Source organism: Gilliamella sp. ESL0443, assembly GCF_019469165.1.
Taxonomy (GTDB): domain Bacteria; phylum Pseudomonadota; class Gammaproteobacteria; order Enterobacterales; family Orbaceae; genus Gilliamella; species Gilliamella apicola_E.
The window spans coordinates 2,200,933-2,226,917 of the sequence record NZ_CP048263.1 but is presented as its reverse complement, the minus strand read 5'-3'; the positions used below and the strand labels follow the sequence as shown (position 1 = coordinate 2,226,917).

The following is a 25,985-nucleotide window of genomic DNA, read 5'->3' as shown; positions in this document are numbered from 1 at the left end:
GATGATTAAAATGCAATATGGATTCTTTATTGATTCTTCCAAATGTACCGGGTGTAAAACCTGTCAGTTGAGCTGTAAAGACGAAAAAGATAATGCGCTGGGCGTGCATTTTCGCCGAGTTTATGAGTATGGTGGTGGATCGTGGCAACAAGTGGACGGGATTTGGCAAAATGATACTTTTACTTATTATTTGTCAATTTCATGTAATCACTGTGAGCAACCAACTTGCGTGCAAGGTTGTCCAACTGGTGCGATGCATAAACGCCAACAAGACGGCTTAGTGGTTGTTAATCAAGATGTGTGTATTGGTTGCCGCTATTGTGAAATGCGCTGTCCATATGGTGCGCCACAGTTTGATCATCAAAAGCGGGTTATGTCAAAATGCGATGGTTGTTATGAGCTTGTAGCTGAAGGCTTAAAGCCTGTGTGCGTCGAATCTTGTCCACAACGTGCTTTAGATTTTGACGAGATAGGGAAATTACGTGAGCGTCATGGTGATGAACGTAATATTGCCCCTTTGCCTAATGTAGAGTTGACTAAACCGAATATTGTTATCAAACCACATGCTTTGGCTAGAAGCTCAGGCGATATACAAGGAAAAGTGCTCAATCCGGAGGAGGTATAGTATGCATGAATTACCATTGGTTTTTTTTACGGTATTTGGGCAATTATCTGCCGGAATGGTGCTGTTAAGCAGCTTATCTTGCTTAATGAATTGTTCACAAGCCAATCCCATTATTCGTCAAAAAATTAATCTGTTAGCGCTGGTTTTTATGGCTGTTGGTATGCTGCTTGCCTCATTCCATTTAGGGCATCCTTTGCGGGCGTTAAATGTGATCTATGGGATCGGACGTTCGCCGATGAGTAATGAGATTTTCACTTTTGGTGTGGTATTTGGCGTTACATTCGCCTCAGTATTAATCCACTACTTTTCTCTCAATCCGGATAGCCAAAAACTGAAATTGATTAAACCGCTTTGTTTAAAGATTAATCGCCTTCCCTATATCAACCTACTAATAGCCATCATCTTAATCCTACTGAGCTTAGTTTTTGTATGGACGATTGTTTTAACTTACATGCTACCAACAGTGAAAACATGGGATACCAACTATACCGCAATTCAAATGTATACAGCGATGCTGGCGTTGGGTGGAATTGCTAGCGCAATGCTTGGGTTATATCGTTTAGGCAACGCAGCTTTTCTCATTGGTAGTGTATTGATTATATTATTAAAAATTCCCTATTATAATTTAATGACGACCATAAGCCCGGAGCTGGCTTGTGCGCAAGCAAGTTGGATGATTGCCGAGTGCATTTTAATCATGGTGGCACTACTATTGGTTGCTTTTAATATTTACCGTTCCAAACATAATGCAATAATTTGTCTTACTGCTTTTACTTGTGTGTTTATTGCTGAAGTTTGTGGCCGTATTGCCTTTTATAATTTATGGATGATACCGCTATAATTAACAATATAACTGATCGACAACAAGTAACGTCAATGAATAAAGAGAAAAGATTCGATAATCTCACTTGTGCGACCCTAGCAAAAGTACTGGGTGCTTTTTTCTATTATCCACCTAATAGCCAAACCGTTGAGCCGCTGCTTGAGGCTCTATTGCATATTGACCAACTGGCGGATTGGCAAAATCCAGAGCTCATTAGCCAGCAATGCCAGATATTGGCAACGCAAATCAGCCATGTCGATCTGGATTATCAATTCTCGTTATTGTTTGAAGGGCAAGGCAAAATGCCGGCCCCGCCTTGGGGATCTGTCTATTTGGATCAAGAAAAACTATTAATGGGGGAATCGCAAGAGCGCTATCGTCAATTTTTACAGCAGCATGGTTTAACGCTTAATACCGGTATGAATGAGCCGGAAGATCAGTTTGGTTTAATGTTAATGGCTTATGCGATATTGCTGGAAAAACAAAAAACGCAAGCGGCGAATCAACTGATTGATGAACACTTAATGACTTGGTCATCAGCTTATCTAGATCAATTAAAACATAATCAAGTTAGCCAATTTTATCGGGCATTAGCCGTGATGGCAGAGCAGTATTTACTTTTGTTGTAACGCTTTATTACCACAATTAATCAATTTAGTTAGATTAACCGTTTTGGATATGACACGATATTAGGTAAATTGACTTGATTGATTACACATGTAGCAGCATCAAATAAAAACGGTATTTATCCGCATTGCAGCTTTAACAAGATCAGGTATAATCCGCCCATTATAATTGAGGATAGATATATGTTAGCTTATATAAAACTGATGCGGTTAGATAAACCAATCGGCATTTTACTGCTACTTTGGCCGACTTTGTCAGCAATATGGCTTGCTGATCCCTATCCAACTGAAAAACTGGTTTTGATATTTACGCTAGGTGTCATTGTTATGCGATCCGCCGGTTGTGTTGTGAATGATTATGCTGATCGCCATTTTGATGCGCATGTAGAGCGAACTCAAAGTCGTCCGTTAGTGCAGGGTGAATTAACAGCAAAGAATGCTAAATGGACATTATTGATATTATTATTAATGGCCGCTTGTCTATTATTATTTTTAAACGCTTTGTCGTGGTTGATTGCTGGCTTTGCATTGTTAACTGCGATGATTTATCCGTTTATGAAACGTTATACTTATTTTCCACAAATAGTGTTGGGAATTGCATTTAGTTGGAGCATTCCAATGGTCTATGCGGCCACAATTGAACAGTTTCCGTTAACCTGTTGGTTATTGTGTTTGGCAAATATTTGTTGGACAGTTGCTTATGATACCGAATATGCCATGGTTGATCGAAATGATGATATCAAAATTGGCATTAAATCGACGGCTGTTTTGTTTGGTTACTATGATAAATTGTGGATAGGCATTCTACAGATAATAACATTGATTTGCTTGATAATTATTGGTCTCAATAATCATTTATCTTTTATTTATTATTGTGGATTATTGGTTGTGTCGTTACTGTTTATTTATCAACAATGGTTAATCAATGATCGTGATAGAACTGGATGCTTTAAAGCTTTTCAAAATAATAATTATGTTGGTTTTATGATGTTTCTAAGTATTTTTATTGTTTAAAAATTATTTGAAACAGTGATGCCAAAAATTGAAAATTCTCAAGCATAAAACAAAAAGGGATTTTTATAGTATTTGTCTAAAAATTCCCTTTTTAATAAAATAATGGCTTATTTTGTTAAAGTTAAACCCCGTTTATTCCTGTTCAGCTAAAGTGGCTTGCACAATTCGCAGTGCATCAAAGGTTTCTTTTACGTCATGAACTCGAATAATCTGCGCACCTTTCATGGCTGCAATTACTGCACAAGAAACGCTACCTAACATACGTTCTTTAGGCGAAACATTTAATACTTGTCCAATCATGGATTTGCGAGACATGCCAACTAATAGCGGTAAATGAAAGTGATGAAATTTTTCAAGTGTTGCTAGTAATCGATAATTGTGTGCCAATGTTTTACCAAACCCAAAACCCGGATCAAGAATAATTTTTTCTCGTTCAATTCCTGCGTTTATGCAACGATTGATATGATGAGCAAAAAATTGATCAACTTCTTGATAGATGTCTTGTTGATAATGCGGAGCATTTTGCATAGTTTGGGGATCGCCTTGCATATGCATAATGCAAACCGGTAATCCTGTTTGAGCTGCGGCTTCGACTGCTCCAGATTCTGTTAATGCTCGGATATCATTAATTAAATGTGCTCCTGCTTTTGCTGATTCAGTCATAACTTGAGGCTTAGAGGTATCAACCGAAATCCAAACATCAAAATAGCGAGCCACTTTTTCAACTAAAGGCACAACTCTATCTAATTCTTCTTCAACTGAGACGAAGGCTGCACCAGGGCGAGTTGATTCGCCCCCTATATCAATAAATGTTGCGCCTGCTTGTATCATATTATCAACTCGACGCATGGCATCATCAAGATTGTTATAATTACCGCCATCAGAAAAAGAATCTGGCGTCATGTTTACGATACCCATTACCTGTGGAAAAGAGAGATCCATAATTTGATTGTTGAAACGAATTTCCATGATTATGCCTTATTTGAGTCATCTGCTTTTTGTTATCGCTAAGCTTTGTTATAAGCTAAACGATAGCAAAATCATTCAAGTTTATTACCTGTTTTGAAAATCACTTTTATTTTAGATTTATTTAAATTATCCGATAAAAAACGCGCCGTAGCGCGTTATAAAAATTAAAACAGATTAATCATCAGATTCAGGTGGTGTACCTTCATTCGGAACTTCTTGAGCTGCTATTTCATCACTGGCTGTCCAACCTTCTGGTGGTGTGACTGGCTGGCGATTCATCAGTTCATCAATCTGTTGTTTATCAATTGTTTCATATTTCAGTAAAGCATCTTTCATTGCATGAAGAATATCAATATTTTCAGTTAGTGTTGTTTTAGCTCGTTGATAGTTTCGTTGAAGGATTGCATCAACTTCTTCATCAATAATTTTTGCTGTACCATCAGATATTTTTTTCATGATTCCATAAGAAGATTCTTCATATTCAAACAATGCAGGTGGTAAACGATCTGAGAAACCCCACTGTGTAACCATTGCTCTGGCTATGTTAGAAGCGTATCGTATATCACTAGATGCACCTGAGGTAATTTTATCTTCACCATAAATTAGGCCTTCGGCAATTCTTCCCGCATAAGCTGTAGATATTTTAGACTCTAACTGAGTACGACTTTGACTGATTTGATCACCTTCTGGTAAGAAGAAGGCTACACCTAATGCCCCTCCTCGAGGAATAATAGTTACTTTATGAAGCGGATCATGATCTGGCATTAAATAACCTACGATTGCATGTCCCGCTTCATGATAAGCCGTATTGGTTAATTGCTCTTTTGTCATGGATAACGAACGACGTTGAGTACCCATATCGATTTTATCTTTGGCTTCTTCAAACTCATCCATCGTGACTAAACGTTTATTACGACGCGCGGCAAATAGCGCAGCTTCGTTAACTAAATTAGCTAATTGAGCACCGGAATAATTTGGTGTTCCGCGAGCTAATACTGCTAGATTAACATCAGAACCTAAAGGCACTTTACGTACATGTACTGCCAGAATTTGTTCACGGCTTTTTAAGTCAGGTAAATCAATTTGAACTTGACGGTCAAAACGACCCGGACGAAGTAATGCAGGATCGAGAATGTCCGCACGGTTTGTTGCTGCAATAATGATAATACCACTGTTAGCTTCAAAGCCATCCATTTCAACTAACATTTGGTTTAGAGTCTGTTCGCGTTCATCATGTCCGCCCATTGAGCCGGCACCACGTTTTCGACCAACAGCATCAATTTCATCAATAAAGATAATACATGGTGAATGTTTACGGGCTTGTTCAAAGAGGTCACGTACACGTGATGCGCCAACACCGACAAACATTTCAACAAAATCTGAACCTGAAATACTAAAGAAAGGCACGTTTGCTTCACCCGCAATGGCTCTGGCTAATAATGTTTTACCCGTACCCGGAGGTCCTACCATTAAAATCCCTTTAGGAATACGACCGCCTAATTTTTGGTATTTGCCAGGATCACGTAAAAAATCGACGACTTCTGTTACTTCTTGTTTAGCTTCTTCACTGCCTGCTACATCTGTAAATTTAGTCTTAACTTGGTCAGGCGTTAACATTTTGGCTTTACTTTTGCCTACCGACATTGGGCCACCTTTACCCCCGCCTTGCATTTGGCGCATAACAAAGAACCAAAAACCAAGTAATAAGATAATTGGAAACCAAGAAATCAAGATACTAACCAATAAGCTTGGTTTTTCATCTGGACTGCCGTAAACAGCAATATCATTAAGCACCAAGTTATCGACTAGTTTTTCATCAAGATAAGGGATATAAGTAACATAATTACTACTACTTTTAGTTGTAGCAACAATTTCGCGACCATTAATATGTACTTCTTTGAGTTTGCCGCTCGTTACATCCGAATTAAATTTGGTATAATCGACTTGAGGACCGCTATTGGATAACGCGCTGAATTGGTTGAATACAGCAAACAATACTACCGCGATAACGCCCCAGATCAGTAAATTCTTTACCATGTCGTTCAAAAGAAAAACCTCTCATAAAATTAACAGTTACGACTAAAATTAACCAAGTATGGTACTACAAAATTGTACGGCTGGCTACTTCATCCCCATTGCTACAATATATACTTCTCGAGACCGTGAGCGCGAAGCTTCAGGCTTTCGAATTTTAACTGTTTTAAACAGCGATCTAACTGTTTTTAGATATTCTTCAAAGCCTTCGCCCTGGAATACTTTTACAATAAAACTCCCATTAGGTGCAAGAACGTCTTTACACATATCTAATGCAAGTTCAACTAAATACATAGCTCTTGGTATATCAACTGCAGGCTGTCCACTCATATTCGGAGCCATATCTGACATAACAACTTGTACTTTCTCTTCACCAACGCGCTCAAGTAAGGTATTTAATACGGCTTCATCCCTAAAGTCACCTTGCAAAAAATCAACGCCAACTATTGGATCCATCGGTAATAAATCACAAGCAATAATTCGTCCCTTATTACCGATGAGTGATGCAACATATTGCGACCATCCGCCCGGTGCTGCCCCTAAATCCACGACAGTAATTCCCGGTTTGAATAGTTTGTCACTTTTTTGTATTTCTTCTAATTTAAACCATGCTCTAGAACGTAGGCCTTTTTTTTGTGCTTGTTGTACAAAGCGATCTTTAAAATGTTCATTTAGCCAACGAGTAGAACTTGCTGAGCGTTTTTTGTTACTCACAGCGAATAAATCCTTAGTGTATAGAGGTTACTTCAATTGATTACAAATATATATAAGGGTAGAATAGCAAAATTGCAACTTAATGTGATAAAAAATTAATGAATTTATCGAATAAACAAAAACAGTACTTAAAAAGTGAAGCTCATCATTTAAAACCGATAGTGATGATTGGTGCTAATGGATTTACCGAAGGCGTTCTTGCCGAAATCGAAAATGCACTAAATTTCCATGAGTTAATTAAAATTAAAATCGCTGCCGAAGATCGTGAAACGAAAAAATTAATTTGTGAAGCTATTATCCGCGAAACAAATGCATTACCCGTTCAACAAGTCGGATCTATTTTTACGGTATTTAGACCTAGCGAAGATAAGAAAATTACTTTACCCAAATAAAAAACAGGGCAATAGCCCTGTTTTTTTATTGCAGTTGAGTTTTATTAGATATACTCAACTTTAACAATGTCAAATTCTACATTACCGCCTGGTGTTTTGATTTGGACGGTATCACCATCTTCTTTACCAATAAGACCTCGAGCGATAGGTGAGTTAACCGAAATTAAATTTTGTTTATAATCTGCTTCATCATCGCCAACAATTCGATAAGTTGTTTCTTCATCGGTATCGATATTAATTACAGTCACTGTGGCACCAAAAATTATGCGTCCAGTATTTTTTACCTTGGTAATATCAATAATTTGTGCTTGAGATAATTTGCCTTCGATTTCTTGAATACGACCTTCACAAAAACCTTGTTGTTCTCTTGCTGCATGATATTCCGCGTTTTCTTTTAAATCTCCGTGCGCTCTGGCTTCTGCAATAGCAGCAGTAATTTGAGGTCTTTTTATATTTTTAAGTTCTTCAAGTTCTGCTCGTAATAATTCGGCTCCCCTTACTGTCATTGGGATCTGTTTCATCTCGATTTTTTCCTGTTTATATGGTCAATAAAAAAGAATTTTTCACCTTAATCAAAGGATGAAGATTAATTCCGTGAATATGTTATTCTAAAGTCATAATTGGCTATATATTAACGTTAAAACTAGTTTAACAACAAATCATTTATATTAAAATCAAGTGCTATTTTACCCAAAATCAGGTATTGTTATATAAATTTTAATCCATTTTTATTACTATACTGCTTATTTATGAGACGGTTACGATCTTGTTTAATTTTGCTCTTTTCGATTATCTGGTTGTTAATTGTAATTAGTTATTTTGCCTTGCAAACCAATTATGGAGCAAAAATACTGAGTCAACAATTATCAAGGCTTGGAACATACACTATTTCAATTGGTAAGATAAATCATTCATTAGCTAATTTTTATGAGTTAAGTATTGATAATTTATTGGTAATAAATGATAAGCAAGAAGTGACTAAAATTGGAAAGTTAACTATTGGTTTTGATAAGAAAAATTTATGGCAACTTCATCATTTTAATTATATTAATGTGATTGATGGTGAATTTAATGGTGTTGATATTACTAATTTTTCGGCTAATGTATTAAAGTTTTATAATTCTACAATAAATTTTTCGTTTAATGATGAGCAAGATTCTCTTTCTTTAAAAGGCGTTGATGGCCGTATTAAACCTTTTGATTTAAGTAGTAAAGAGCCATATCAATTTGATTTCACTTCACAAAAAGCATCATTTAATCAGATACCGATAAACAAAATATTGTTACAAGGATATTATCGTGATGGGGTTACAGCAATCACCAATTTAGGCGGTAATATGGATAATGGTTTTTTTGTTAGTAAATTAAAAGTATTAGCCGATGGTAGTTTAGATATAGCACAATTAAGATTAAATAATATCCGTTTTCAACCAGATGATTATATTGAATTAAATAAGTATTTGCCTAAATTTCCAAAGTTTATGTTAGAAGAACTTTTAATTTTAGACAGTAATATTCAATTACCTAATTTAATTATTGCTAAGGGAAATTTTGAAATAACCAATATTAGTTATGATAATCAGTGGAATCTGAATGAAACTTCCTTTATTTTTAATGCAGATAATGTGGTTTGGTTTGATCAAATATATTCTTCTTTATTGCTTCAATTGTCTTTTAAAGATAATGAAATAGATATCAAAAAAGCAGTTGCTCGATGGCATAACGGTGATGTTCATTTAGATGGTAGTTGGAAAAATAATTCATTACATTTGAATAAGTTATTGTTGACAGGCATCAGTTATGAATTATCTGATGAAGCAAAACAACCGTTATTACCAGATATATTTAATCGTGTTGACGTTGATCAGTTAATCATATTGCAAAGTATGTTAACCAGTATTAAATCTGATTATCCTTTTAACATTGCAAACTTTGATGTTTCGGGGAAAAATGTGAGCTTAGTTGAAGACAACAAATTTGGGTTATATTCGGGCTCACTATTTCTTAAAGCTAATAATGCTTCAGTTAATAAAGTAAGTATTAAATATCCTAGTGTGTCGGTAGATATTGATCCTCAGCATCGCACATTATTAAGTTTTAATGCATTAGTTAATGGCGGAATAATTGACTCAACTGCAATAATTAATCCTTTGCATTCTGAATTTGAATCATTCCACCTCATTAGCAAAGGTACCACAAGTGAGCTGCTTAATCGATGGAAGTTAATACAGAATCCTCCAGAGTCGTTAAATTATCGAGCTGATTTGCGTGGTAAGATAGCTCCATTTAGTTTATCTGGAATTTTTTCGACAGGTGGCAATGATTATTCAATTCATCCACAACATTGATTTTAATAAAACGATACTTATATTAGTTATAAATGTATTAAGTCTTAAACGAGGAAACAATGCATCTCGTCAGATTAGATAAATGGTTATGGGCCGCGCGGTTTTATAAAACGCGTTCCATTGCTCGTGAAATGATTGAAGGTGGAAAAGTTCATTATAATGGCCAACGAGCAAAGCCAAGCAAAATAGTTGAAGTTGGGGCGATGATAGTGCTTAGGCAAGGTAATGAGCAAAAGACAATTCGAGTTTTAGCAATTAATGACCAGCGTAGAGCCGCAAGAGAAGTGGAATATCTTTACCAAGAAACCCCAGAGAGCATTGAAAAACGTGAAAATATTGCTCAGGCAAGAAAACTTAATGCATTAGCCATGCCGCATCCGGACCGACGACCTGATAAAAAAGAGCGGCGCACATTAATTAAATTTAAATATGAAAGACAACAAGGCAATTAATATGGATACTTTAAATCGGTTTTTATTTGATAATCATCCTGTTCGAGGGGAAATCACTCGACTTGAAAAAACATACCAATCTATTTTAGAAAACCATAATTATCCTATTCCAGTACAGAATTTATTAGGTGAATTATTAGTAGCCACCAGTTTATTAACCGCTACATTGAAATTCGATGGTGATATTGCTGTGCAATTACAGGGGGATGGGCCATTAACATTAGCAGTGGTAAATGGCAATAACCTACAAGAATTACGTGGTGTTGCGCGAGTAAATGGTGAAATTGCCGATAATGCTTCTCTTAAGGAGATGGTTGGCAACGGTTACATTGTAATTACCATAACGCCTAAAAAAGGCGAACGTTATCAAGGCATCGTTGGATTAGAAAAAGAAACGCTAATTGGCTGTATTGAAAATTATTTTATGCAGTCTGAACAACTGCCAACTCGTTTATTCGTTAAAACTGGAGTGCATAATAACACACCGATGGCTGCAGGGATTTTATTGCAAGTGTTACCTGCAAATGAAAATACTCAAGAGTCATTTGAGCTTCTAAGCACATTAACTGAAACCATCACTAGCCAAGAGTTGTTTCAACTTCCTACTGATGAAATTTTATATCGTCTTTATAATCAAGAAGAAGTTCGCTTATTTGAAACTCAACAAATTGTATTTAAATGTGGTTGTTCACGACAACGTTGTGAAGATAGTTTAATGACATTACCAGCCAAGGAAATTGATGAGATTCTTAATGAAGACGATGGCAAAATTGACATTCATTGTGATTATTGTGGAAAACATTATCTGTTTGATGCGATAGATATTGCTGAATTGAGAAATAAGAAAAATAACAATTATCATTGATGCAAATAAAAGGTGCCACTAAAATTATTAAAACTTTAGTGGCAAAGTGAAATATAGGGAATTAAACCCTCATTTAATTTAGCAGAATTAAGCTCTCTTACCAACCTATATTATCGGTATTATGTAATTCTTTTGTAAAGAATTTTTACAAAAAAAATATTTAATTACATATCTCATTGTTTTGTAAATTTATCGTTTAAATAAATTAACATTACCGTTCAATAATATGTATATTTTCAATAACGGCTAAGCAGCCTATCACCTTCCATTTAATATTAAAATGATATAGTGAGATTGCATAAGTTTGCTCATGGTTGTTTTTTTGTTTATAAGCTGGTCTTGGATCTTGAGATATTACTTGTTCAATTAATTCGGTTAGTTGTGGATAATCTTGTTGGGATTCAATAAATAATTTAGCGTTAGCTGAGAATGAAACTTCAAGTTTCTGTTCTGGAAGCATTTGAGCGTAACCCGCTTTTGCATCAGGATGGCTATCACAGTAAGGTAAGTAGGGTTTTATATCAATTATAGGTGTGCCATCTACGAGATCTAATCCCCCTAACTTTAAAATCACCTGATTTTTTTCAACAATAATATCTATTAATTCAACAACTGAAAGACCAATATTATTAGGTCTATATGGAGATCTTGTTGCAAATACGCCTAAACTTTTGTTTCCACCTAAACGAGGTGGACGTACCGTTAATCTCCTCTTGGTTGGCTCAATATGGTGGAAATGAAATAAAAGCCATAGATGAGAAAACTGTTCTAATCCTTTGACACTGATAGGATTGTTATATGGTGTAAGTAAATGTAGTTCACCTTGAGCAGCTTTGACCAGATTGGGTTGACGAGGCACTGCAAATTTTTCAACATAAGGTGACTGGATGATACCAATTGGTTCAAATTGATATGTCATTGTTGATTCTTTATTTAATTATTTTAATGATTTCCGTCGACGAATGCCGACGGAATATAATAAATTATAGCTTGCTAATTTACCAACCACGAATTGCGCCACCATTAAAAATTTGGTCAGCTTTTTGCGCTACTGCATCAGTTTGGTAAGCGTTAACAAAGTTTTTTACATTTTCATTATCTTTATCCGCTTCACGCGATACGATAATGTTAACATATGGAGACTCTTTATCTTCAACAAAAATACCATCTTTGCTTGGTGTTAAATTTGCTTGTCCAGCAAATGCATTGTTAATAATAGCAAGATCGACTTGCGAATCATCTAGCGAACGAGGTAGCATCGGAGCTTCTAGTTCGATAATTTTATATTCATATGGGTTACTTGTGATATCAAGTACAGTTGGCAATAAACCTTTTGTCTTATCAACAGTAATTAAACCTTCATGTTGTAATAAAAGTAATGCACGACCTAAATTTGTAGGGTCATTAGGAATGGCAATTGTTGATTTAGCTGGAATAAAGAACGTTTCGCCTCGAGGTGAGGTTACTTTTACACCTTCCCCAATTTCACTGTTATTCTCAATCGGTTTTAATTTGTGTGAGTAACTTGCAATAGGGTAAACAAATGAGTTACCAACAACAGTTAATTTATAACCTCTTTCTTTGATTTGTTCATCTAAATATGGTTTATGTTGAAAAGCGTTAATATCAATTAATCCATCATTTAATGCTTGATTTGGAGTAACGTAATCATTAAAAATCACAAGTTCAACATCAAGATTATAAAGGCTTTTAGCTTGTTGTTTGGCTACTTCTGCTACTTCTTGTTCAGGACCTGAAATTACACCAACTTTGATAGTACTTACTTTTGCTGGTTCTGCTGGTTTGTTATCAGTTACAGATGATTGTTTATTATCACAACCTGTTAAAAAAAATGCACTTACCAAAGTAGTGGCTAGTGCTAGCTGTTTAATTGACATAATTTTCTCCAAAATTAATGATGAGTAACATACCTTACAATCCTATTGCCAATAGCTTGGATTAGGAATACTAATATAACTAATAAAATAACAACTGTATTCATTATAGCGGGTTTGTAACTATTATAGCCATATTGAATAGCCAATTGCCCTAAGCCTCCAGCTCCAACAGCTCCACTGAGTGCAATATAGCCTGTCAATGTTATCAGTGTTATTGTCATGCTATTAATAATAATAGGTAGAGATTCGGGAATAAGAACTTTATATATAATCTGTAATGGTGTGGCTCCCATTGAACGAGCAGCTTCAATTAAACCTTTAGGAATATCCAGTAAAGCATTTTCAATCATTTTTGCAATTAAAGGCGCAACACCTACACTAAGCGGAACAATAACACCTTGTCTACCTAAAAAGGTGGCTTGGCCGGTTATAATGTCCATTACTTCTACTGTGAAAGGTTTTATCCATAAAATTAATATAATAAAAGGAATTGCTCGAAATATATTTGTGAGAAAAGAGAATGTAAAATTTACAATGTCATTTTCAAGTATGTTACCTTTTCGGGTGACATACAACAATATACCTAATGGTAATCCAATTAACGTTCCATAAAAACCTGATAACAACACCATATAAATAGTATCATCGGTTGCTTGTGCCATTTTGAATAGCATTGCTTCACTAAAACCATTAAATGAAGAACAAAATGTAACAAAATCTTCCCAGAAACCATGTTGAGCTAAATAGCGAAAAATCGATTCAAATGGTTTAAATGAAGGAATAAAATCAAACATAGCCTAAAACCTCAACTTTAGTATTATTTTTTTCTAGAAACGCAATTGCTGATGCAGTACTTTTCTGTTTTCCTTTCATTTCAGTTAACATCAAACCAAATTTAACGCCACCCGCATAATCCATCTGAGCGCTGATAATATTACTATCAACTTCGAATTCTTTAGCTATTTGAGACAGTAAAGGTAAATCTACCGATACACCAGAAAATTCCAAACGAACAAGTGGATTAAGTCCTTCTTTATGTACTGGTGTTAGTCTAGCTAAATAATCATCTGGAATAGTAAGGTGTAATGTTGATTGAATGAATTGCCTTGCAATATCTGTTTTAGCATGCGAAAACATTTCACCGACTGAAGATTGTTCAACTAATTCTCCGTTACTAATAACTGCTACTTGGTCGCAAATCTGTTTAACAACATCCATTTCATGAGTGATTAATAAAATGGTTAAACCTAGTTTTTGGTTGATATCTTTTAATAATGCTAAAATAGAACGTGTTGTTTCAGGGTCAAGGGCACTGGTTGCTTCATCACATAATAATACTTTAGGATCACTTGCTAACGCTCTAGCAATAGCGACGCGTTGTTTTTGTCCACCCGATAAATTAGCTGGATAGACATCAGCCTTTTCACTTAAACCTACAAGTTCAATAAGCTCATTTACTTTTTGCTTGATTACCTTTTTAGGTGTTTTATTTAGTTCAAGTGGAAAAGCAATGTTATCGAATACAGTTCTAGATGATAACAAATTAAAATGCTGAAAAATCATGCTAATCTTTCGGCGTACTTCAATTAATTTTCGATTAGATAAATGGGTGATATCTTGGTTGTCAAAAAATATTTTTCCACTGGTTGGTTTTTCTAATAGATTGACACAACGTATTAATGTGCTTTTACCTGCGCCTGACTTGCCAATAACACCATAAATTTTACCTTGAGGAACATTTAATGAAATGTCCTTTAAAGCATGGATAGTGGTTTTATTGTGCTCAAAATTTTTTGAGATGTGTTCAAGTTTTATCATGATATATACTAATAAAAAGGAATGGATAAATATTAAGACGTCTAGACATCTATGTCAATCGATAATATCCTATATAAAGCTAGATAGACACCTCTATAAAAGGAAGATGATTAAACATGAAGCCTGCTATATTTTTAGATCGAGATGGTACAATTAATATAGATTACAATTATGTACACACTATTGATAAATTCCACTTTATTGATGGTGTAATTGATGCAATGCGAGAACTCAAAGAAATGGGTTTTTTACTTGTTATTACAACTAACCAATCTGGTATTGCGAGAAACATATTTACTGACGAGCAATTCAATACCTTAACAGAATGGATGGATTGGTCACTACAAGACCGAGGTGTTGATATTGATGGTGTTTATTATTGCCCACATGATCCTCTGGTTGATGACTGTGAATGTCGAAAACCAAATCCCGGTATGATACAAACAGCAGCGAAAGAGTTAAAAATTGATATTGCCAACTCTTATATGGTCGGTGACCGAGTGTCTGATTTATTGTCGGGGAAAAAGGCCGGAGTTAAAAAAACGGTTTTGGTGAAAACCGGTGATGCCATTACTGAAGAAGCATTAGTGCAAGCTGATTGGGTAATTGACAGCTTGGTGGATTTACCCAATAAAATAAAAGCAGAGTCATAATTTTCTAAAAATACTATTGTTATACGGCATTTAAAATTAATGCCGTATAATTTTCACGATAAGAGGTGATAATATTAACCCCAAAAATAGTGCATTAATAAAGTTCACCACACTTTGACCAAAGGTATGAATAGTATTGGCGAAAAAGAGAGAAAAACAACTTAAAAAAATCAAAAACACTGTCCCCCAATATAGAAAGCTAATTTTATTTGTCTTATCAACCAAGATCGGTAATCTGAAAATAAAGAGACATATTAAACTAAATCCTATCAAAGTACTTCCATGTTGGAGTAATTGGTAGATAGGAATATTAGTATTTTTTAATGAAATTGTCTGTTGTAAAAAAGGTAGGTGTTGTACAAAAAAGCCCGTTAAGTGGGTAAAACTATCCCAACCTAAATGGGATAGTGCGCCAATTAATGCAGAAGTTATGACAATAAACCAGTGATGGTAGCTATATTCACGCCAATTAAAATTTAGATAATGAGCAAACCGTTTATAAAGAAAATGGGGCAAATTCTTGATCAATTCATTACGAATAATAAAGTGAAAGATAAAAGCAACCATTAATGTTATTGGTAGATCAAAATAAAAGATACCTAATAAAGTATGGCTCATATCACTTTTTATTTTCATTCTAAGAAAATATTCAAAGTCAGGTGACATACTACCTATAATTAAGGTTGTCATGGAAAAAAATTTAGGCTTTTTGTAAAAAGGTAAAACAATTGCTGGATGTGCAAAAGTGAAAGGCATAAAAAATCCACTTAAAAAGTTAGACTGAAATAGAAAAAAAGCAATTATATAATCAATAGTAAATTAAAGAAAGTTTGTAAAATTTGTATAGAATTAGTTTATTTTCATAGCGCTATGTGTAAAAAAAACACAAACGGAAATAAATTTGCAATAATCGCTTGCATGATTTTTCTAAGGCTCTATAATGCGCATCCACTGACACGGCGTCAGCGAAAGCAGGCGATAATGAAGTTGGTGAACAAGATCAAAAATTTTGAAAAAAGATCTTGACGAATAAAAAGGTGTAGCGTAGTATACGCAGCCCTTGAGACAGCAAACTGAAGCAAGAAATTGAGAAGTTAACTTAAAGCTGTCAGCTCTTTAAAAAGAAGAAACAGACAATCTGTGTGGGCACTTGCGAGACAAAAAATTAAAAGTCTACGGACTGAAAAAATTAAGTCTTGATAAGTGACACTGAAGATTCATTTGAATATGTCAGAGACAGTTATTGAGCATCAAACTTTAAATTGAAGAGTTTGATCATGGCTCAGATTGAACGCTGGCGGCAGGCTTAACACATGCAAGTCGAACGGTAACATGAGTGCTTGCACTTGATGACGAGTGGCGGACGGGTGAGTAAAGTATGGGGATCTGCCGAATGGAGGGGGACAACAGTTGGAAACGACTGCTAATACCGCATAACGTTGAGAGACCAAAGCATGGGACCTTCGGGCCATGCGCCATTTGATGAACCCATATGGGATTAGCTAGTTGGTAAGGTAAAGGCTTACCAAGGCGACGATCTCTAGCTGGTCTGAGAGGATGACCAGCCACACTGGAACTGAGACACGGTCCAGACTCCTACGGGAGGCAGCAGTGGGGAATATTGCACAATGGGGGAAACCCTGATGCAGCCATGCCGCGTGTATGAAGAAGGCCTTCGGGTTGTAAAGTACTTTCGGTAATGAGGAAGGTGATGTATCTAATAGGTGCATCAATTGACGTTAATTACAGAAGAAGCACCGGCTAACTCCGTGCCAGCAGCCGCGGTAATACGGAGGGTGCGAGCGTTAATCGGAATGACTGGGCGTAAAGGGCATGTAGGCGGATAATTAAGTTAGGTGTGAAAGCCCTGGGCTCAACCTAGGAATTGCACTTAAAACTGGTTAACTAGAGTATTGTAGAGGAAGGTAGAATTCCACGTGTAGCGGTGAAATGCGTAGAGATGTGGAGGAATACCGGTGGCGAAGGCGGCCTTCTGGACAGATACTGACGCTGAGATGCGAAAGCGTGGGGAGCAAACAGGATTAGATACCCTGGTAGTCCACGCTGTAAACGATGTCGATTTGGAGTTTGTTGCCTAGAGTGATGGGCTCCGAAGCTAACGCGATAAATCGACCGCCTGGGGAGTACGGCCGCAAGGTTAAAACTCAAATGAATTGACGGGGGCCCGCACAAGCGGTGGAGCATGTGGTTTAATTCGATGCAACGCGAAGAACCTTACCTGGTCTTGACATCCACAGAATCTTGCAGAGATGCGAGAGTGCCTTCGGGAACTGTGAGACAGGTGCTGCATGGCTGTCGTCAGCTCGTGTTGTGAAATGTTGGGTTAAGTCCCGCAACGAGCGCAACCCTTATCCTTTGTTGCCAGCGATTCGGTCGGGAACTCAAAGGAGACTGCCGTTGATAAAGCGGAGGAAGGTGGGGACGACGTCAAGTCATCATGGCCCTTACGACCAGGGCTACACACGTGCTACAATGGCGTATACAAAGGGAGGCGACCTCGCGAGAGCAAGCGGACCTCAGAAAGTACGTCTAAGTCCGGATTGGAGTCTGCAACTCGACTCCATGAAGTCGGAATCGCTAGTAATCGTGAATCAGAATGTCACGGTGAATACGTTCCCGGGCCTTGTACACACCGCCCGTCACACCATGGGAGTGGGTTGCACCAGAAGTAGATAGCTTAACCTTCGGGAGGGCGTTTACCACGGTGTGATTCATGACTGGGGTGAAGTCGTAACAAGGTAACCGTAGGGGAACCTGCGGTTGGATCACCTCCTTACGAAGTGCTCGTAAGTGTTCACACAGATTGTTTGTTTAATAAGAAATAATTAAGTCCCCTTCGTCTAGAGGCCTAGGACATCGCCCTTTCACGGCGGTAACAGGGGTTCGAATCCCCTAGGGGACGCCATCAGATGAGATTATTTCTAAAATAAAATTATTTTTGTATTTATTTGATATTCGAATGAATAGAAAGATAAAGCTCTTTAACAATTAGGAACAAGCTGAAAGAAACGAGTTCTCGTTTTTACGGAAGGCATTTGTATGAAAATATGAATGTAATGAAGTAGAAAAGAGAAAAAAGCGTAATTAAAACCAAGACAACTGTGAGTTGTAAGGTTAAGAAATTAAGCGTACACGGTGGATGCCTAGGCAATCAGAGGCGATGAAGGACGTGTTAATCTGCGAAAAGCGACGGTGAGCCGATAAAAGGCGCTATAACCGTTGATGTCCGAATGGGGAAACCCAGTGCAGGCGACTGCACTATCATCTGATGAATACATAGTCAGATGAGGCGAACCGGGAGAACTGAAACATCTAAGTACCCCGAGGAAAAGAAATCAACCGAGATTCCCAAAGTAGCGGCGAGCGAAATGGGAGTAGCCCAAGCGGGTAGCATAATGTATTAGTGGAAGCGTCTGGAAAGTCGCACGATAGAGGGTGAAAGTCCCGTACATGAAAATGCATTATGTGGAAGCTTATAGAGTAGGGCGGGACACGTGATATCCTGTCTGAAGATGGGGGGACCATCCTCCAAGGCTAAATACTCCTGATTGACCGATAGTGAACCAGTACCGTGAGGGAAAGGCGAAAAGAACCCCGGGAGGGGAGTGAAATAGACCCTGAAACCGTGTACGTACAATCAGTGGGAGCTGTTACCGTTGGGTAATAGTGACTGCGTACCTTTTGTATAATGGGTCAGCGACTTATATTCTGTAGCAAGGTTAACCGAATAGGGGAGCCGAAGGGAAACCGAGTATTAACTGTGCGTTAAGTTGCAGGGTATAGACCCGAAACCCGGTGATCTAGCCATGGGCAGGTTGAAGGTTGGTTAACACTAACTGGAGGACCGAACCGACTAATGTTGAAAAATTAGCGGATGACCTGTGGCTGGGGGTGAAAGGCCAATCAAACCGGGAGATAGCTGGTTCTCCCCGAAAGCTATTTAGGTAGCGCCTCATGTATAACTGTTGGGGGTAGAGCACTGTTTCGGCTAGGGGGCCATCCCGGCTTACCAACCCGATGCAAACTCCGAATACTGACAAGTTCAATCATGGGAGACACACGGCGGGTGCTAACGTTCGTCGTGAAGAGGGAAACAACCCAGACCGCCAGCTAAGGTCCCAAAGTCATAGTTAAGTGGGAAACGAAGTGGGAAGGCTTAGACAGCTAGGATGTTGGCTTAGAAGCAGCCATCATTTAAAGAAAGCGTAATAGCTCACTAGTCGAGTCGGCCTGCGCGGAAGATGTAACGGGGCTAAAACTATGCACCGAAGCTGCGGCAGTGCACGTAAGTGTATTGGGTAGGGGAGCGTTCTGTAAGCCGTAGAAGGTGTGTTGTGAGGCATGCTGGAGGTATCAGAAGTGCGAATGCTGACATAAGTAACGATAAAGCGGGTGAAAAGCCCGCTCGCCGGAAGACCAAGGGTTCCTGTCCAACGTTAATCGGGGCAGGGTGAGTCGACCCCTAAGGAGAGGCCGAAGGGCGTATCTGATGGGAAACGGGTTAATATTCCCGTACTGGCTATAACTGCGATGGGGGGACGAAGAAGGCTAGGTTTACCACCTATTGGATGGTGGGTTAAGCGTGTAGGGGTGTGATTAGGCAAATCCGGTCACTGAGACCCTGAGGCGTGATGACGAGCTACTAAGGTAGTGAAGTAATTGATGCCCTGCTTCCAGGAAAATCCTCTAAGCTTCAGGTTATAGTTAATCGTACCCGAAACCGACACAGGTGGTCAGGTAGAGAATACTCAGGCGCTTGAGAGAACTCGGGTGAAGGAACTAGGCAAAATGGTGCCGTAACTTCGGGAGAAGGCACGCTGATGTTAATTGAAGTCCCACGCGGATGGAGGTGAAATCAGTCGAAGATACCAGCTGGCTGCAACTGTTTAATAAAAACACAGCACTGTGCAAACACGAAAGTGGACGTATACGGTGTGACGCCTGCCCGGTGCTGGAAGGTTAATTGATGGGGTTATGCGTAAGCAGAAGCTCTTGATCGAAGCCCCAGTAAACGGCGGCCGTAACTATAACGGTCCTAAGGTAGCGAAATTCCTTGTCGGGTAAGTTCCGACCTGCACGAATGGCGTAATGATGGCCAGGCTGTCTCCACCCGAGACTCAGTGAAATTGAAATTGCCGTGAAGATGCGGTGTACCCGTGGCAAGACGGAAAGACCCCGTGAACCTTTACTATAGCTTGACAGTGAACATTGAGCCTTAATGTGTAGGATAGGTGGGAGACTATGAAGTGTGTACGCCAGTATGCATGGAGTCATCCTTGAAATACCACCCTTTAATGTTTGATGTTCTAACCTATACTTCTGAATCGAGGTAAGGGACACTGTCTGGTGGGTAGTTTGACTGGGGCGGTCTCCTCCCAAAGAGTAACGGAGGAGCACGAAGGTTAGCTAATCCTGGTCGGACATCAGGAGGTTAGTGCAATGGCAAAAGCTAGCTTGACTGCGAGAGTGACGGCTCGAGCAGGTACGAAAGTAGGTCATAGTGATCCGGTGGTTCTGAATGGAAGGGCCATCGCTCAACGGATAAAAGGTACTCCGGGGATAACAGGCTGATACCGCCCAAGAGTTCATATCGACGGCGGTGTTTGGCACCTCGATGTCGGCTCATCACATCCTGGGGCTGAAGTAGGTCCCAAGGGTACGGCTGTTCGCCGTTTAAAGTGGTACGCGAGCTGGGTTTAGAACGTCGTGAGACAGTTCGGTCCCTATCTGCCATGGGCGTAGGAAAATTGAGAGGGTTTGCTTCTAGTACGAGAGGACCGAAGTGAACGCACCGCTGGTGTTCGGGTTGTGATGCCAATTGCATTGCCCGGTAGCTACGTGCGGAATAGATAAGTGCTGAAAGCATCTAAGCACGAAACTAGCCTCGAGATGAGTTTTCCCTGAAGAGATTCAGTAAGGTCCGTTTGAGACTAAGACGTAGATAGGTCAGGTGTGTAAGTGTAGTGATACATTGAGCTAACTGATACTAATGAACCGAGAGTCTTAACCTTACAACTCGGAGTTGTTTTGGGTTACGCGAAGTTGAGAGTAAGAAATCATCGAAAGATGGTTAAAGATTAATAAAACAGTTTGTTCCGGATTGAGCGATTGGTGAAGATATGTGATAATCATCATCAGTTGAAAGAAAGAGAAGACAGAATATGTCTGGCGGTAATAGCGCGGTGGTCCCACCTGACCCCATGCCGAACTCAGAAGTGAAACGCCGTAGTGCCGATGGTAGTGTGGGTATTACCCATGTGAGAGTAGGGTGCCGCCAGACTTTTAAATTAGAGCGAGAGCCCAGCAGCAATGCTGGGCTTTTTTGCATTCTAAGGTTATTTAATTCTTCTGAGGATAGAATGAGTTCATTAATCGCTTTTAATAAACCATTTAATGTCGTGACACAGTTTTCTGCTCATGAAAAATATCAGACATTAAAAGATTATATATCCATGCCTAGATTTTATCCTGCTGGTCGTTTAGATACTGACAGTGAAGGATTATTATTACTGACCAATGATGGTAAATTGCAGTCTAAAATTAGTTCTCCAAAATTTAAATTATCTAAAACCTATTGGGTACAAGTTGAAGGGTTAATTGATAAGCAAGCGATTGATAAATTAATCAGTGGTGTACAATTAAAGGAATTTCACACCGCACCTGCAATCGTGGATTTTTTGGAAGAGCCTATTAATTTGTGGCAACGAGTCCCACCTATTCGAGAACGCAAAACAATTCCCACTTCATGGATAAGTATTACTATAACAGAAGGAAAAAATCGACAAGTTAGAAGAATGTGTGCCGCCGTTGGATTTCCTTGCTTACGTTTAATTCGAGTTCAGATTGGCAAGTATAATTTATTTACTCACAACCTACCCCAAGGCGAATGGCGATCCATTACTCTCAACGATCTTTATATTAATTAAATTTAATTCACGAACCTTAAAAGATTCAAGGATCAAATAGATCAATAATATGACTCTCTTTGATCGAATACGTTGGGCTTTATAATAAAATAAGATAAAATGATCATTGATATTGATCATGGGATAAGTTATTTATGATTGAACAAAAAAAAGAAGGTTTTTTTTCTCGTTTAAAAAAAGGTCTTTTTAAAACTAAACAAAATATAGGATCTGGCTTTCTTAGCTTATTTAAAGGAAAAAAGATCGATGATCAACTGTTTGAAGAATTAGAAGAGCAATTGATTATTGCTGATGTCGGTTTCGATACCACACAAAAATTAATAAGCACATTAACACAACAAGCTTCAAGAAAAGAATTAAAAGATGCTGATGCATTACATGATCTATTAAAAAATGAAATGAAATCTATTTTAGATGGTGCTCAACAACCTCTAAATATAAAAAGTCACAAACCTTTTGTTATATTGATGGTTGGTGTAAACGGTGTTGGAAAAACGACGACAATTGGTAAATTAGCTCGTCAATTTCAACAACAAGGTAAATCAGTTATGCTTGCAGCTGGCGATACTTTTCGCGCTGCTGCTGTTGAACAATTACAGGTTTGGGGTGAACGTAATAATATCCCAGTAATCGCACAACACATTAATGCTGATTCTGCATCGGTAATTTTTGATGCCATTCAAGCTGCAAAAGCGAAAAATATTGATGTATTAATTGCTGATACTGCAGGACGTTTGCAAAATAAATCACATCTGATGGATGAATTGAAAAAGATTGTACGAGTAATTAAAAAACAAGATGAAACTGCTCCTCACGAAATCATGTTAACAATAGATGCAGGAACAGGCCAAAATGCTATTAGTCAAACTAAATTATTTAATGAAGCTGTTGGTGTAACAGGGATGACATTGACTAAATTAGATGGTACTGCGAAAGGTGGTATTATATTCAGCATTGCTGATCAGTTTAATATTCCAATCCGTTATATCGGTGTCGGTGAAAAAATAGAAGACCTAAGACCATTTGTTGCTGATGATTTTATTAACGCACTGTTTGATGAAGCAGAAGAATAGAGATAAATCATGATTCGATTTGAACGTGTTAGTAAAGTTTATTCTGGTGGAAAGCCAGCTTTGCAAAATATAACATTTACTTTATCACAAGGGGAAATGGCTTTCTTAACAGGCCATTCAGGTGCAGGTAAAAGCACATTAATGCGTTTGATTTGTGGTTTAGAAAAAGCGAATGATGGTAAAGTATTACTTAATGGTGTTGATGTTTCTCGTTTAAAAAAACATCAAGTGCCGTTTTTGCGCCGTACAATAGGTATGATATTTCAAGATCACCAATTATTATTAGATCATACTGTTTATGAGAATGTGGCTTTTCCATTAATCATTTTAGGAAAGCCAGCCGAAGAAATTAAAAGACGAGTTTCAGCAGCATTAGATAAAGTTGGATTGATTGATAAAATGAAATTTTATCCAATACAATTATCTGGCGGGGAGCAACAGCGCGTAGGAATAGCTCGAGCTATTGTTAATCGCCCAACCGTATTACTTGCTGATGAACCTACTGGTAATTTAGATGATAGACTTTCAAAAGATATATTGAAATTATTTGAAGAGTTTAACCAGACTGGTGTAACTGTACTGATGGCAACGCATAACATGGGGCTTATTCGTCGAAAACACCATCGAATACTCAATTTAAATCAAGGACGTTTAGAGGTTAAAAGTTGATGATAAAGGCCAAGATTAAACCATCTAAACAAAAAAAGAATAATAGCTTTTTAGGGCGTTGGAAAAGGCAGATTGGCTATGCATGGCATAATGTATTTAACTATTTTTATCAAAATATATTTGCCTCTTTGCTGACTATTTTTGTTATTGCTATTTCAATTACTTTACCGACAATAGGCTATTTACTATTAAAAAATGCAAATCAAGCAGCAGAGCAATGGTATCCAACTCCTAACGTAACAGTTTATATAAACAAAACACTAACGCCAGAGCAAACTAATAATTTAATTGACAAATTTAAAACGATTCCTGAAGTTCAAAATGTGACTTATCTTTCTCGAGATGAAACACGCGATGAATTCAAAACTTGGTCAGGATTTGATGATGCACTTGATTTACTTGCTGACAATCCATTGCCTGCTGTTGCTATTATTTTTCCAGTTGAAGAAGCTAAGCAAACTAATAAATTACACGATCTACAAGCACAATTACGAAAAATAGATGGTGTCGATGATGTACAGCTTGATGACAGTTGGTTTACGCGATTAACGGCATTAACCAATATGGTCAAATCAATAGTATGGACGATTTCAATCTTTATGATCATTGCTGTGTCACTGGTTATTGGGAATAGCATTCGGTTAAATATATTTGCTCGCAGGCAAACGATTATGGTTATGCAATTGATTGGGGCAACGGAAGGCTTTATTTTACGACCATTTTTATATAATGGTATTTTTACTGGATTAATTAGTGCTATTTTGGCTTTGGTTCTATCGAAAGTATTTATCCTTCAAATAGATTCAACCATGTTGCATGTATCGGATGTTTTTGGAACAATAGTTAATATAAATGGTCTTTCATGGGATGAAAGCTTATTAATTATCTTATTCTCGATGATTATAGGTTGGTTTTCAGCATTTATTGCTACTAAAAAGTATTTGAATAAAATGGTTATAGCTTCATAATGGTGGATTAAATATTTGCCATTTTTACCAGATCCTACATAATAAAAATTATGATAAAAATGTGAACTAAATCACATTTTAGTGGTCTAAATTAAAAGAAAGAATTTAAATTGTTACACCAGTAAGATGTAACAAAATTAGTCTAATTTAAGGGGGGAATTAAATGAGTACTGATTTAAAAATGCAAGCAGGTGCTTTAATCCCACAAGGAAATATTGAATCATATCTTCGTATGATAAATACTTATCCGATGCTAACAGCTGAGGAAGAAAAGTCTCTAGGTGAAAGACTTTATTATCATGATGATGTTGATGCAGCAAGACAATTAATTTTGTCTCACTTACGCTTTGTTGCGCATATTGCGCGTGGATATTCTGGTTATGGTTTACCACAAGCTGATTTGATTCAAGAAGGTAATATTGGTTTAATGAAAGCGGTACGTCGTTTTAATCCAGGAATGGGAGTACGTTTAGTCTCTTTTGCGGTACACTGGATAAAAGCTGAAATTCACGAATACGTACTAAAAAACTGGCGTATTGTAAAAGTCGCAACCACTAAAGCGCAAAGAAAATTATTTTTTAATTTGAGAAAAAATAAACAACGTTTAGGTTGGTTTAATAGTGCTGAAGTTGATATGGTTGCTGATGAGCTTGGCGTAAGTCGTAAAGATGTACTAGAGATGGAATCACGAATGTCAGCGCAAGATATGTCATTTGATATTGATAGTGATGACGATGATAATTCAATTGTTGCTCCTGCGCTTTATTTAGAAGATGTTAATTCTGATTTTTCTAAATCAATTGAAAATGACAATTGGGAAAATGATGCAACTGATAAATTACATGATGCATTATCTCAATTAGACGAGCGTAGCCAAGATATTATTAAAGCGCGTTGGTTAGATGCTGATGATAGCAAATCAACATTGCAGGTTTTGGCTGATAAATATAGTGTTTCGGCTGAGCGTATACGCCAACTCGAAAAAAATGCAATGAAAAAACTACGTGTTGCTATTGAAGCATAAATAATTAGTTAATTTTTTGAAGCCTTGCCGTTAAACAGCAAGGCTTTTTTATAATCACAAATAAGTGAATAGC

Annotated in this window: 21 protein-coding genes, 1 tRNA gene, 3 rRNA genes and 2 pseudogenes; 18 read left to right on the top strand and 9 right to left on the bottom strand. The window is 37.5% G+C overall.

All coding sequences use genetic code 11. The annotated features are described in order from the left end of the window. Positions 1 to 10 precede the first annotated feature (10 nt). From GYM76_RS10170 to ubiA, 4 genes are all read left to right on the top strand, one after another. Positions 11 to 625 (top strand): DMSO/selenate family reductase complex B subunit, encoded by a 615-nt coding sequence (locus tag GYM76_RS10170; RefSeq protein ID WP_370632638.1) that lies wholly within the window; start codon positions 11 to 13, stop codon positions 623 to 625. 1 nt (position 626) lies between these two features. Further along, positions 627 to 1,466, top strand: coding sequence for a DmsC/YnfH family molybdoenzyme membrane anchor subunit (locus GYM76_RS10165; RefSeq protein WP_065562805.1), 840 nt, complete (start codon positions 627 to 629; stop codon positions 1,464 to 1,466). 35 nt (positions 1,467 to 1,501) lie between these two features. Beyond that, on the top strand, positions 1,502 to 2,077 hold the full coding sequence (locus GYM76_RS10160) for a molecular chaperone (RefSeq protein WP_065562821.1): 576 nt from the start codon (positions 1,502 to 1,504) through the stop codon (positions 2,075 to 2,077). Positions 2,078 to 2,257: 180 nt separating this feature from the next. Then, positions 2,258 to 3,088, top strand: coding sequence for a 4-hydroxybenzoate octaprenyltransferase (gene ubiA / locus GYM76_RS10155; protein ID WP_220225389.1), 831 nt, complete (start codon positions 2,258 to 2,260; stop codon positions 3,086 to 3,088). 132 nt (positions 3,089 to 3,220) lie between these two features. On the opposite strand, the gene folP is transcribed toward ubiA, so the two are convergent. The 3 genes and pseudogenes from folP to rlmE form a co-directional block, all read right to left on the bottom strand. Continuing rightward, positions 3,221 to 4,057 (bottom strand): dihydropteroate synthase, encoded by an 837-nt coding sequence (gene folP / locus GYM76_RS10150; RefSeq protein ID WP_065562807.1) that lies wholly within the window; start codon positions 4,055 to 4,057, stop codon positions 3,221 to 3,223. 192 nt (positions 4,058 to 4,249) lie between these two features. Continuing rightward, positions 4,250 to 6,103 (bottom strand): annotated as a pseudogene (gene ftsH / locus GYM76_RS10145) (ATP-dependent zinc metalloprotease FtsH); the annotation flags it as partial. Between the two features lie 75 nt (positions 6,104 to 6,178). Continuing rightward, positions 6,179 to 6,805 carry a 23S rRNA (uridine(2552)-2'-O)-methyltransferase RlmE gene (rlmE, locus tag GYM76_RS10140; protein ID WP_220225388.1) on the bottom strand — a complete coding sequence of 209 codons (627 nt, stop codon included), beginning with the start codon at positions 6,803 to 6,805 and terminating at the stop codon, positions 6,179 to 6,181. Between the two features lie 98 nt (positions 6,806 to 6,903). Between rlmE and yhbY the strand changes: the two genes are divergently transcribed. Continuing rightward, on the top strand, positions 6,904 to 7,197 hold the full coding sequence (yhbY, locus tag GYM76_RS10135) for a ribosome assembly RNA-binding protein YhbY (protein ID WP_065562810.1): 294 nt from the start codon (positions 6,904 to 6,906) through the stop codon (positions 7,195 to 7,197). Between the two features lie 44 nt (positions 7,198 to 7,241). On the opposite strand, the gene greA is transcribed toward yhbY, so the two are convergent. Further along, on the bottom strand, positions 7,242 to 7,718 hold the full coding sequence (gene greA / locus GYM76_RS10130) for a transcription elongation factor GreA (RefSeq protein ID WP_065562811.1): 477 nt from the start codon (positions 7,716 to 7,718) through the stop codon (positions 7,242 to 7,244). A 228-nt stretch (positions 7,719 to 7,946) separates the two neighbouring features. Here greA and GYM76_RS10125 point away from each other — a divergent pair, with 228 nt between their 5' ends. From GYM76_RS10125 to hslO, 3 genes are read left to right on the top strand one after another with little or no spacing between them, the layout of a single operon-like run. Further along, positions 7,947 to 9,545, top strand: coding sequence for a hypothetical protein (locus GYM76_RS10125; protein WP_220225387.1), 1,599 nt, complete (start codon positions 7,947 to 7,949; stop codon positions 9,543 to 9,545). Between the two features lie 59 nt (positions 9,546 to 9,604). Beyond that, positions 9,605 to 9,997 (top strand): ribosome-associated heat shock protein Hsp15, encoded by a 393-nt coding sequence (gene hslR, locus GYM76_RS10120; protein WP_220225386.1) that lies wholly within the window; start codon positions 9,605 to 9,607, stop codon positions 9,995 to 9,997. Between the two features lies 1 nt (position 9,998). Then, positions 9,999 to 10,862, top strand: a complete 864-nt coding sequence (hslO, locus tag GYM76_RS10115) for an Hsp33 family molecular chaperone HslO (RefSeq protein ID WP_218058424.1) — start codon at positions 9,999 to 10,001, stop codon at positions 10,860 to 10,862. A 211-nt stretch (positions 10,863 to 11,073) separates the two neighbouring features. Here the strand turns inward: hslO and tsaA are convergent, their stop codons facing one another. The 4 genes from tsaA to metN all read right to left on the bottom strand — a co-directional run bounded on the left by tsaA (position 11,074) and on the right by metN (position 14,578). Then, the gene (gene tsaA / locus GYM76_RS10110) at positions 11,074 to 11,781 is read right to left on the bottom strand and encodes a tRNA (N6-threonylcarbamoyladenosine(37)-N6)-methyltransferase TrmO (RefSeq protein WP_065562815.1); all 708 of its coding nucleotides are present in this window, start codon (positions 11,779 to 11,781) and stop codon (positions 11,074 to 11,076) included. A gap of 79 nt (positions 11,782 to 11,860) precedes the next feature. Beyond that, complete coding sequence (locus tag GYM76_RS10105) at positions 11,861 to 12,760, bottom strand: MetQ/NlpA family lipoprotein (protein ID WP_220225385.1); 900 nt, start codon at positions 12,758 to 12,760, stop codon at positions 11,861 to 11,863. 14 nt (positions 12,761 to 12,774) lie between these two features. Beyond that, a complete protein-coding gene (locus GYM76_RS10100; protein WP_065562822.1) occupies positions 12,775 to 13,434 on the bottom strand; it encodes a methionine ABC transporter permease in 660 nt (219 codons plus the stop codon). Between the two features lie 112 nt (positions 13,435 to 13,546). Then, a complete protein-coding gene (metN, locus tag GYM76_RS10095) occupies positions 13,547 to 14,578 on the bottom strand; it encodes a methionine ABC transporter ATP-binding protein MetN (RefSeq protein ID WP_065562817.1) in 1,032 nt (343 codons plus the stop codon). Between the two features lie 116 nt (positions 14,579 to 14,694). Between metN and gmhB the strand changes: the two genes are divergently transcribed. Next, positions 14,695 to 15,231 carry a D-glycero-beta-D-manno-heptose 1,7-bisphosphate 7-phosphatase gene (gene gmhB, locus GYM76_RS10090; RefSeq protein WP_220225384.1) on the top strand — a complete coding sequence of 179 codons (537 nt, stop codon included), beginning with the start codon at positions 14,695 to 14,697 and terminating at the stop codon, positions 15,229 to 15,231. 36 nt (positions 15,232 to 15,267) lie between these two features. Here the strand turns inward: gmhB and GYM76_RS10085 are convergent, their stop codons facing one another. Further along, entirely contained in the window at positions 15,268 to 15,987 is a 720-nt protein-coding gene (locus GYM76_RS10085; RefSeq protein ID WP_220225383.1) for a DUF4184 family protein, read from the bottom strand. A gap of 503 nt (positions 15,988 to 16,490) precedes the next feature. Between GYM76_RS10085 and GYM76_RS10080 the strand changes: the two genes are divergently transcribed. The 9 genes and pseudogenes from GYM76_RS10080 to rpoH all read left to right on the top strand — a co-directional run bounded on the left by GYM76_RS10080 (position 16,491) and on the right by rpoH (position 25,912). Continuing rightward, positions 16,491 to 18,028, top strand: a 16S ribosomal RNA gene (locus GYM76_RS10080). A gap of 53 nt (positions 18,029 to 18,081) precedes the next feature. Then, positions 18,082 to 18,157 (top strand) — tRNA-Glu (locus tag GYM76_RS10075). A 207-nt stretch (positions 18,158 to 18,364) separates the two neighbouring features. Next, positions 18,365 to 21,263: ribosomal RNA gene (locus GYM76_RS10070) — 23S ribosomal RNA — on the top strand. Between the two features lie 153 nt (positions 21,264 to 21,416). After that, positions 21,417 to 21,532 (top strand): 5S ribosomal RNA (gene rrf, locus GYM76_RS10065). Together the 16S, 23S and 5S rRNA genes with 1 tRNA gene alongside form the textbook arrangement of a ribosomal RNA operon. A gap of 79 nt (positions 21,533 to 21,611) precedes the next feature. Continuing rightward, the gene (locus GYM76_RS10060) at positions 21,612 to 22,178 is read left to right on the top strand and encodes a pseudouridine synthase (RefSeq protein ID WP_220225382.1); all 567 of its coding nucleotides are present in this window, start codon (positions 21,612 to 21,614) and stop codon (positions 22,176 to 22,178) included. A gap of 149 nt (positions 22,179 to 22,327) precedes the next feature. After that, positions 22,328 to 23,251 (top strand): annotated as a pseudogene (gene ftsY, locus GYM76_RS10055) (signal recognition particle-docking protein FtsY); the annotation flags it as partial. 9 nt (positions 23,252 to 23,260) lie between these two features. Next, positions 23,261 to 23,920: a cell division ATP-binding protein FtsE gene (gene ftsE, locus GYM76_RS10050; RefSeq protein WP_220225380.1), complete on the top strand. Its 660-nt coding sequence runs from the start codon at positions 23,261 to 23,263 to the stop codon at positions 23,918 to 23,920. After that, on the top strand, positions 23,920 to 24,888 hold the full coding sequence (gene ftsX, locus GYM76_RS10045) for a permease-like cell division protein FtsX (RefSeq protein ID WP_220225379.1): 969 nt from the start codon (positions 23,920 to 23,922) through the stop codon (positions 24,886 to 24,888). Before ftsE ends, ftsX begins: the two co-directional genes overlap by 1 nt. Before the next feature lie 163 nt (positions 24,889 to 25,051). After that, on the top strand, positions 25,052 to 25,912 hold the full coding sequence (gene rpoH / locus GYM76_RS10040; RefSeq protein ID WP_065733540.1) for an RNA polymerase sigma factor RpoH: 861 nt from the start codon (positions 25,052 to 25,054) through the stop codon (positions 25,910 to 25,912). Positions 25,913 to 25,985 lie beyond the last annotated feature (73 nt).

What these genes read in the sequence shown, in the direction of transcription:
- GYM76_RS10170 (WP_370632638.1), top strand. Translation starts at nt 11, where the DNA reads ATGCAATATGGATTCTTTATTGATTCTTCCAAATGTACCGGGTGTAAA.
- GYM76_RS10165 (WP_065562805.1), top strand. Translation starts at nt 627, where the DNA reads ATGCATGAATTACCATTGGTTTTTTTTACGGTATTTGGGCAATTATCT.
- GYM76_RS10160 (WP_065562821.1), top strand. Translation starts at nt 1,502, where the DNA reads ATGAATAAAGAGAAAAGATTCGATAATCTCACTTGTGCGACCCTAGCA.
- ubiA (WP_220225389.1), top strand. Translation starts at nt 2,258, where the DNA reads ATGTTAGCTTATATAAAACTGATGCGGTTAGATAAACCAATCGGCATT.
- folP (WP_065562807.1), bottom strand. Translation starts at nt 4,057, where the DNA reads ATGGAAATTCGTTTCAACAATCAAATTATGGATCTCTCTTTTCCACAG.
- yhbY (WP_065562810.1), top strand. Translation starts at nt 6,904, where the DNA reads ATGAATTTATCGAATAAACAAAAACAGTACTTAAAAAGTGAAGCTCAT.
- greA (WP_065562811.1), bottom strand. Translation starts at nt 7,718, where the DNA reads ATGAAACAGATCCCAATGACAGTAAGGGGAGCCGAATTATTACGAGCA.
- GYM76_RS10125 (WP_220225387.1), top strand. Translation starts at nt 7,947, where the DNA reads ATGAGACGGTTACGATCTTGTTTAATTTTGCTCTTTTCGATTATCTGG.
- hslR (WP_220225386.1), top strand. Translation starts at nt 9,605, where the DNA reads ATGCATCTCGTCAGATTAGATAAATGGTTATGGGCCGCGCGGTTTTAT.
- hslO (WP_218058424.1), top strand. Translation starts at nt 9,999, where the DNA reads ATGGATACTTTAAATCGGTTTTTATTTGATAATCATCCTGTTCGAGGG.
- tsaA (WP_065562815.1), bottom strand. Translation starts at nt 11,781, where the DNA reads ATGACATATCAATTTGAACCAATTGGTATCATCCAGTCACCTTATGTT.
- GYM76_RS10105 (WP_220225385.1), bottom strand. Translation starts at nt 12,760, where the DNA reads ATGTCAATTAAACAGCTAGCACTAGCCACTACTTTGGTAAGTGCATTT.
- GYM76_RS10100 (WP_065562822.1), bottom strand. Translation starts at nt 13,434, where the DNA reads ATGCTATTCAAAATGGCACAAGCAACCGATGATACTATTTATATGGTG.
- metN (WP_065562817.1), bottom strand. Translation starts at nt 14,578, where the DNA reads ATGATAAAACTTGAACACATCTCAAAAAATTTTGAGCACAATAAAACC.
- gmhB (WP_220225384.1), top strand. Translation starts at nt 14,695, where the DNA reads ATGAAGCCTGCTATATTTTTAGATCGAGATGGTACAATTAATATAGAT.
- GYM76_RS10085 (WP_220225383.1), bottom strand. Translation starts at nt 15,987, where the DNA reads ATGCCTTTCACTTTTGCACATCCAGCAATTGTTTTACCTTTTTACAAA.
- GYM76_RS10060 (WP_220225382.1), top strand. Translation starts at nt 21,612, where the DNA reads ATGAGTTCATTAATCGCTTTTAATAAACCATTTAATGTCGTGACACAG.
- ftsE (WP_220225380.1), top strand. Translation starts at nt 23,261, where the DNA reads ATGATTCGATTTGAACGTGTTAGTAAAGTTTATTCTGGTGGAAAGCCA.
- ftsX (WP_220225379.1), top strand. Translation starts at nt 23,920, where the DNA reads ATGATAAAGGCCAAGATTAAACCATCTAAACAAAAAAAGAATAATAGC.
- rpoH (WP_065733540.1), top strand. Translation starts at nt 25,052, where the DNA reads ATGAGTACTGATTTAAAAATGCAAGCAGGTGCTTTAATCCCACAAGGA.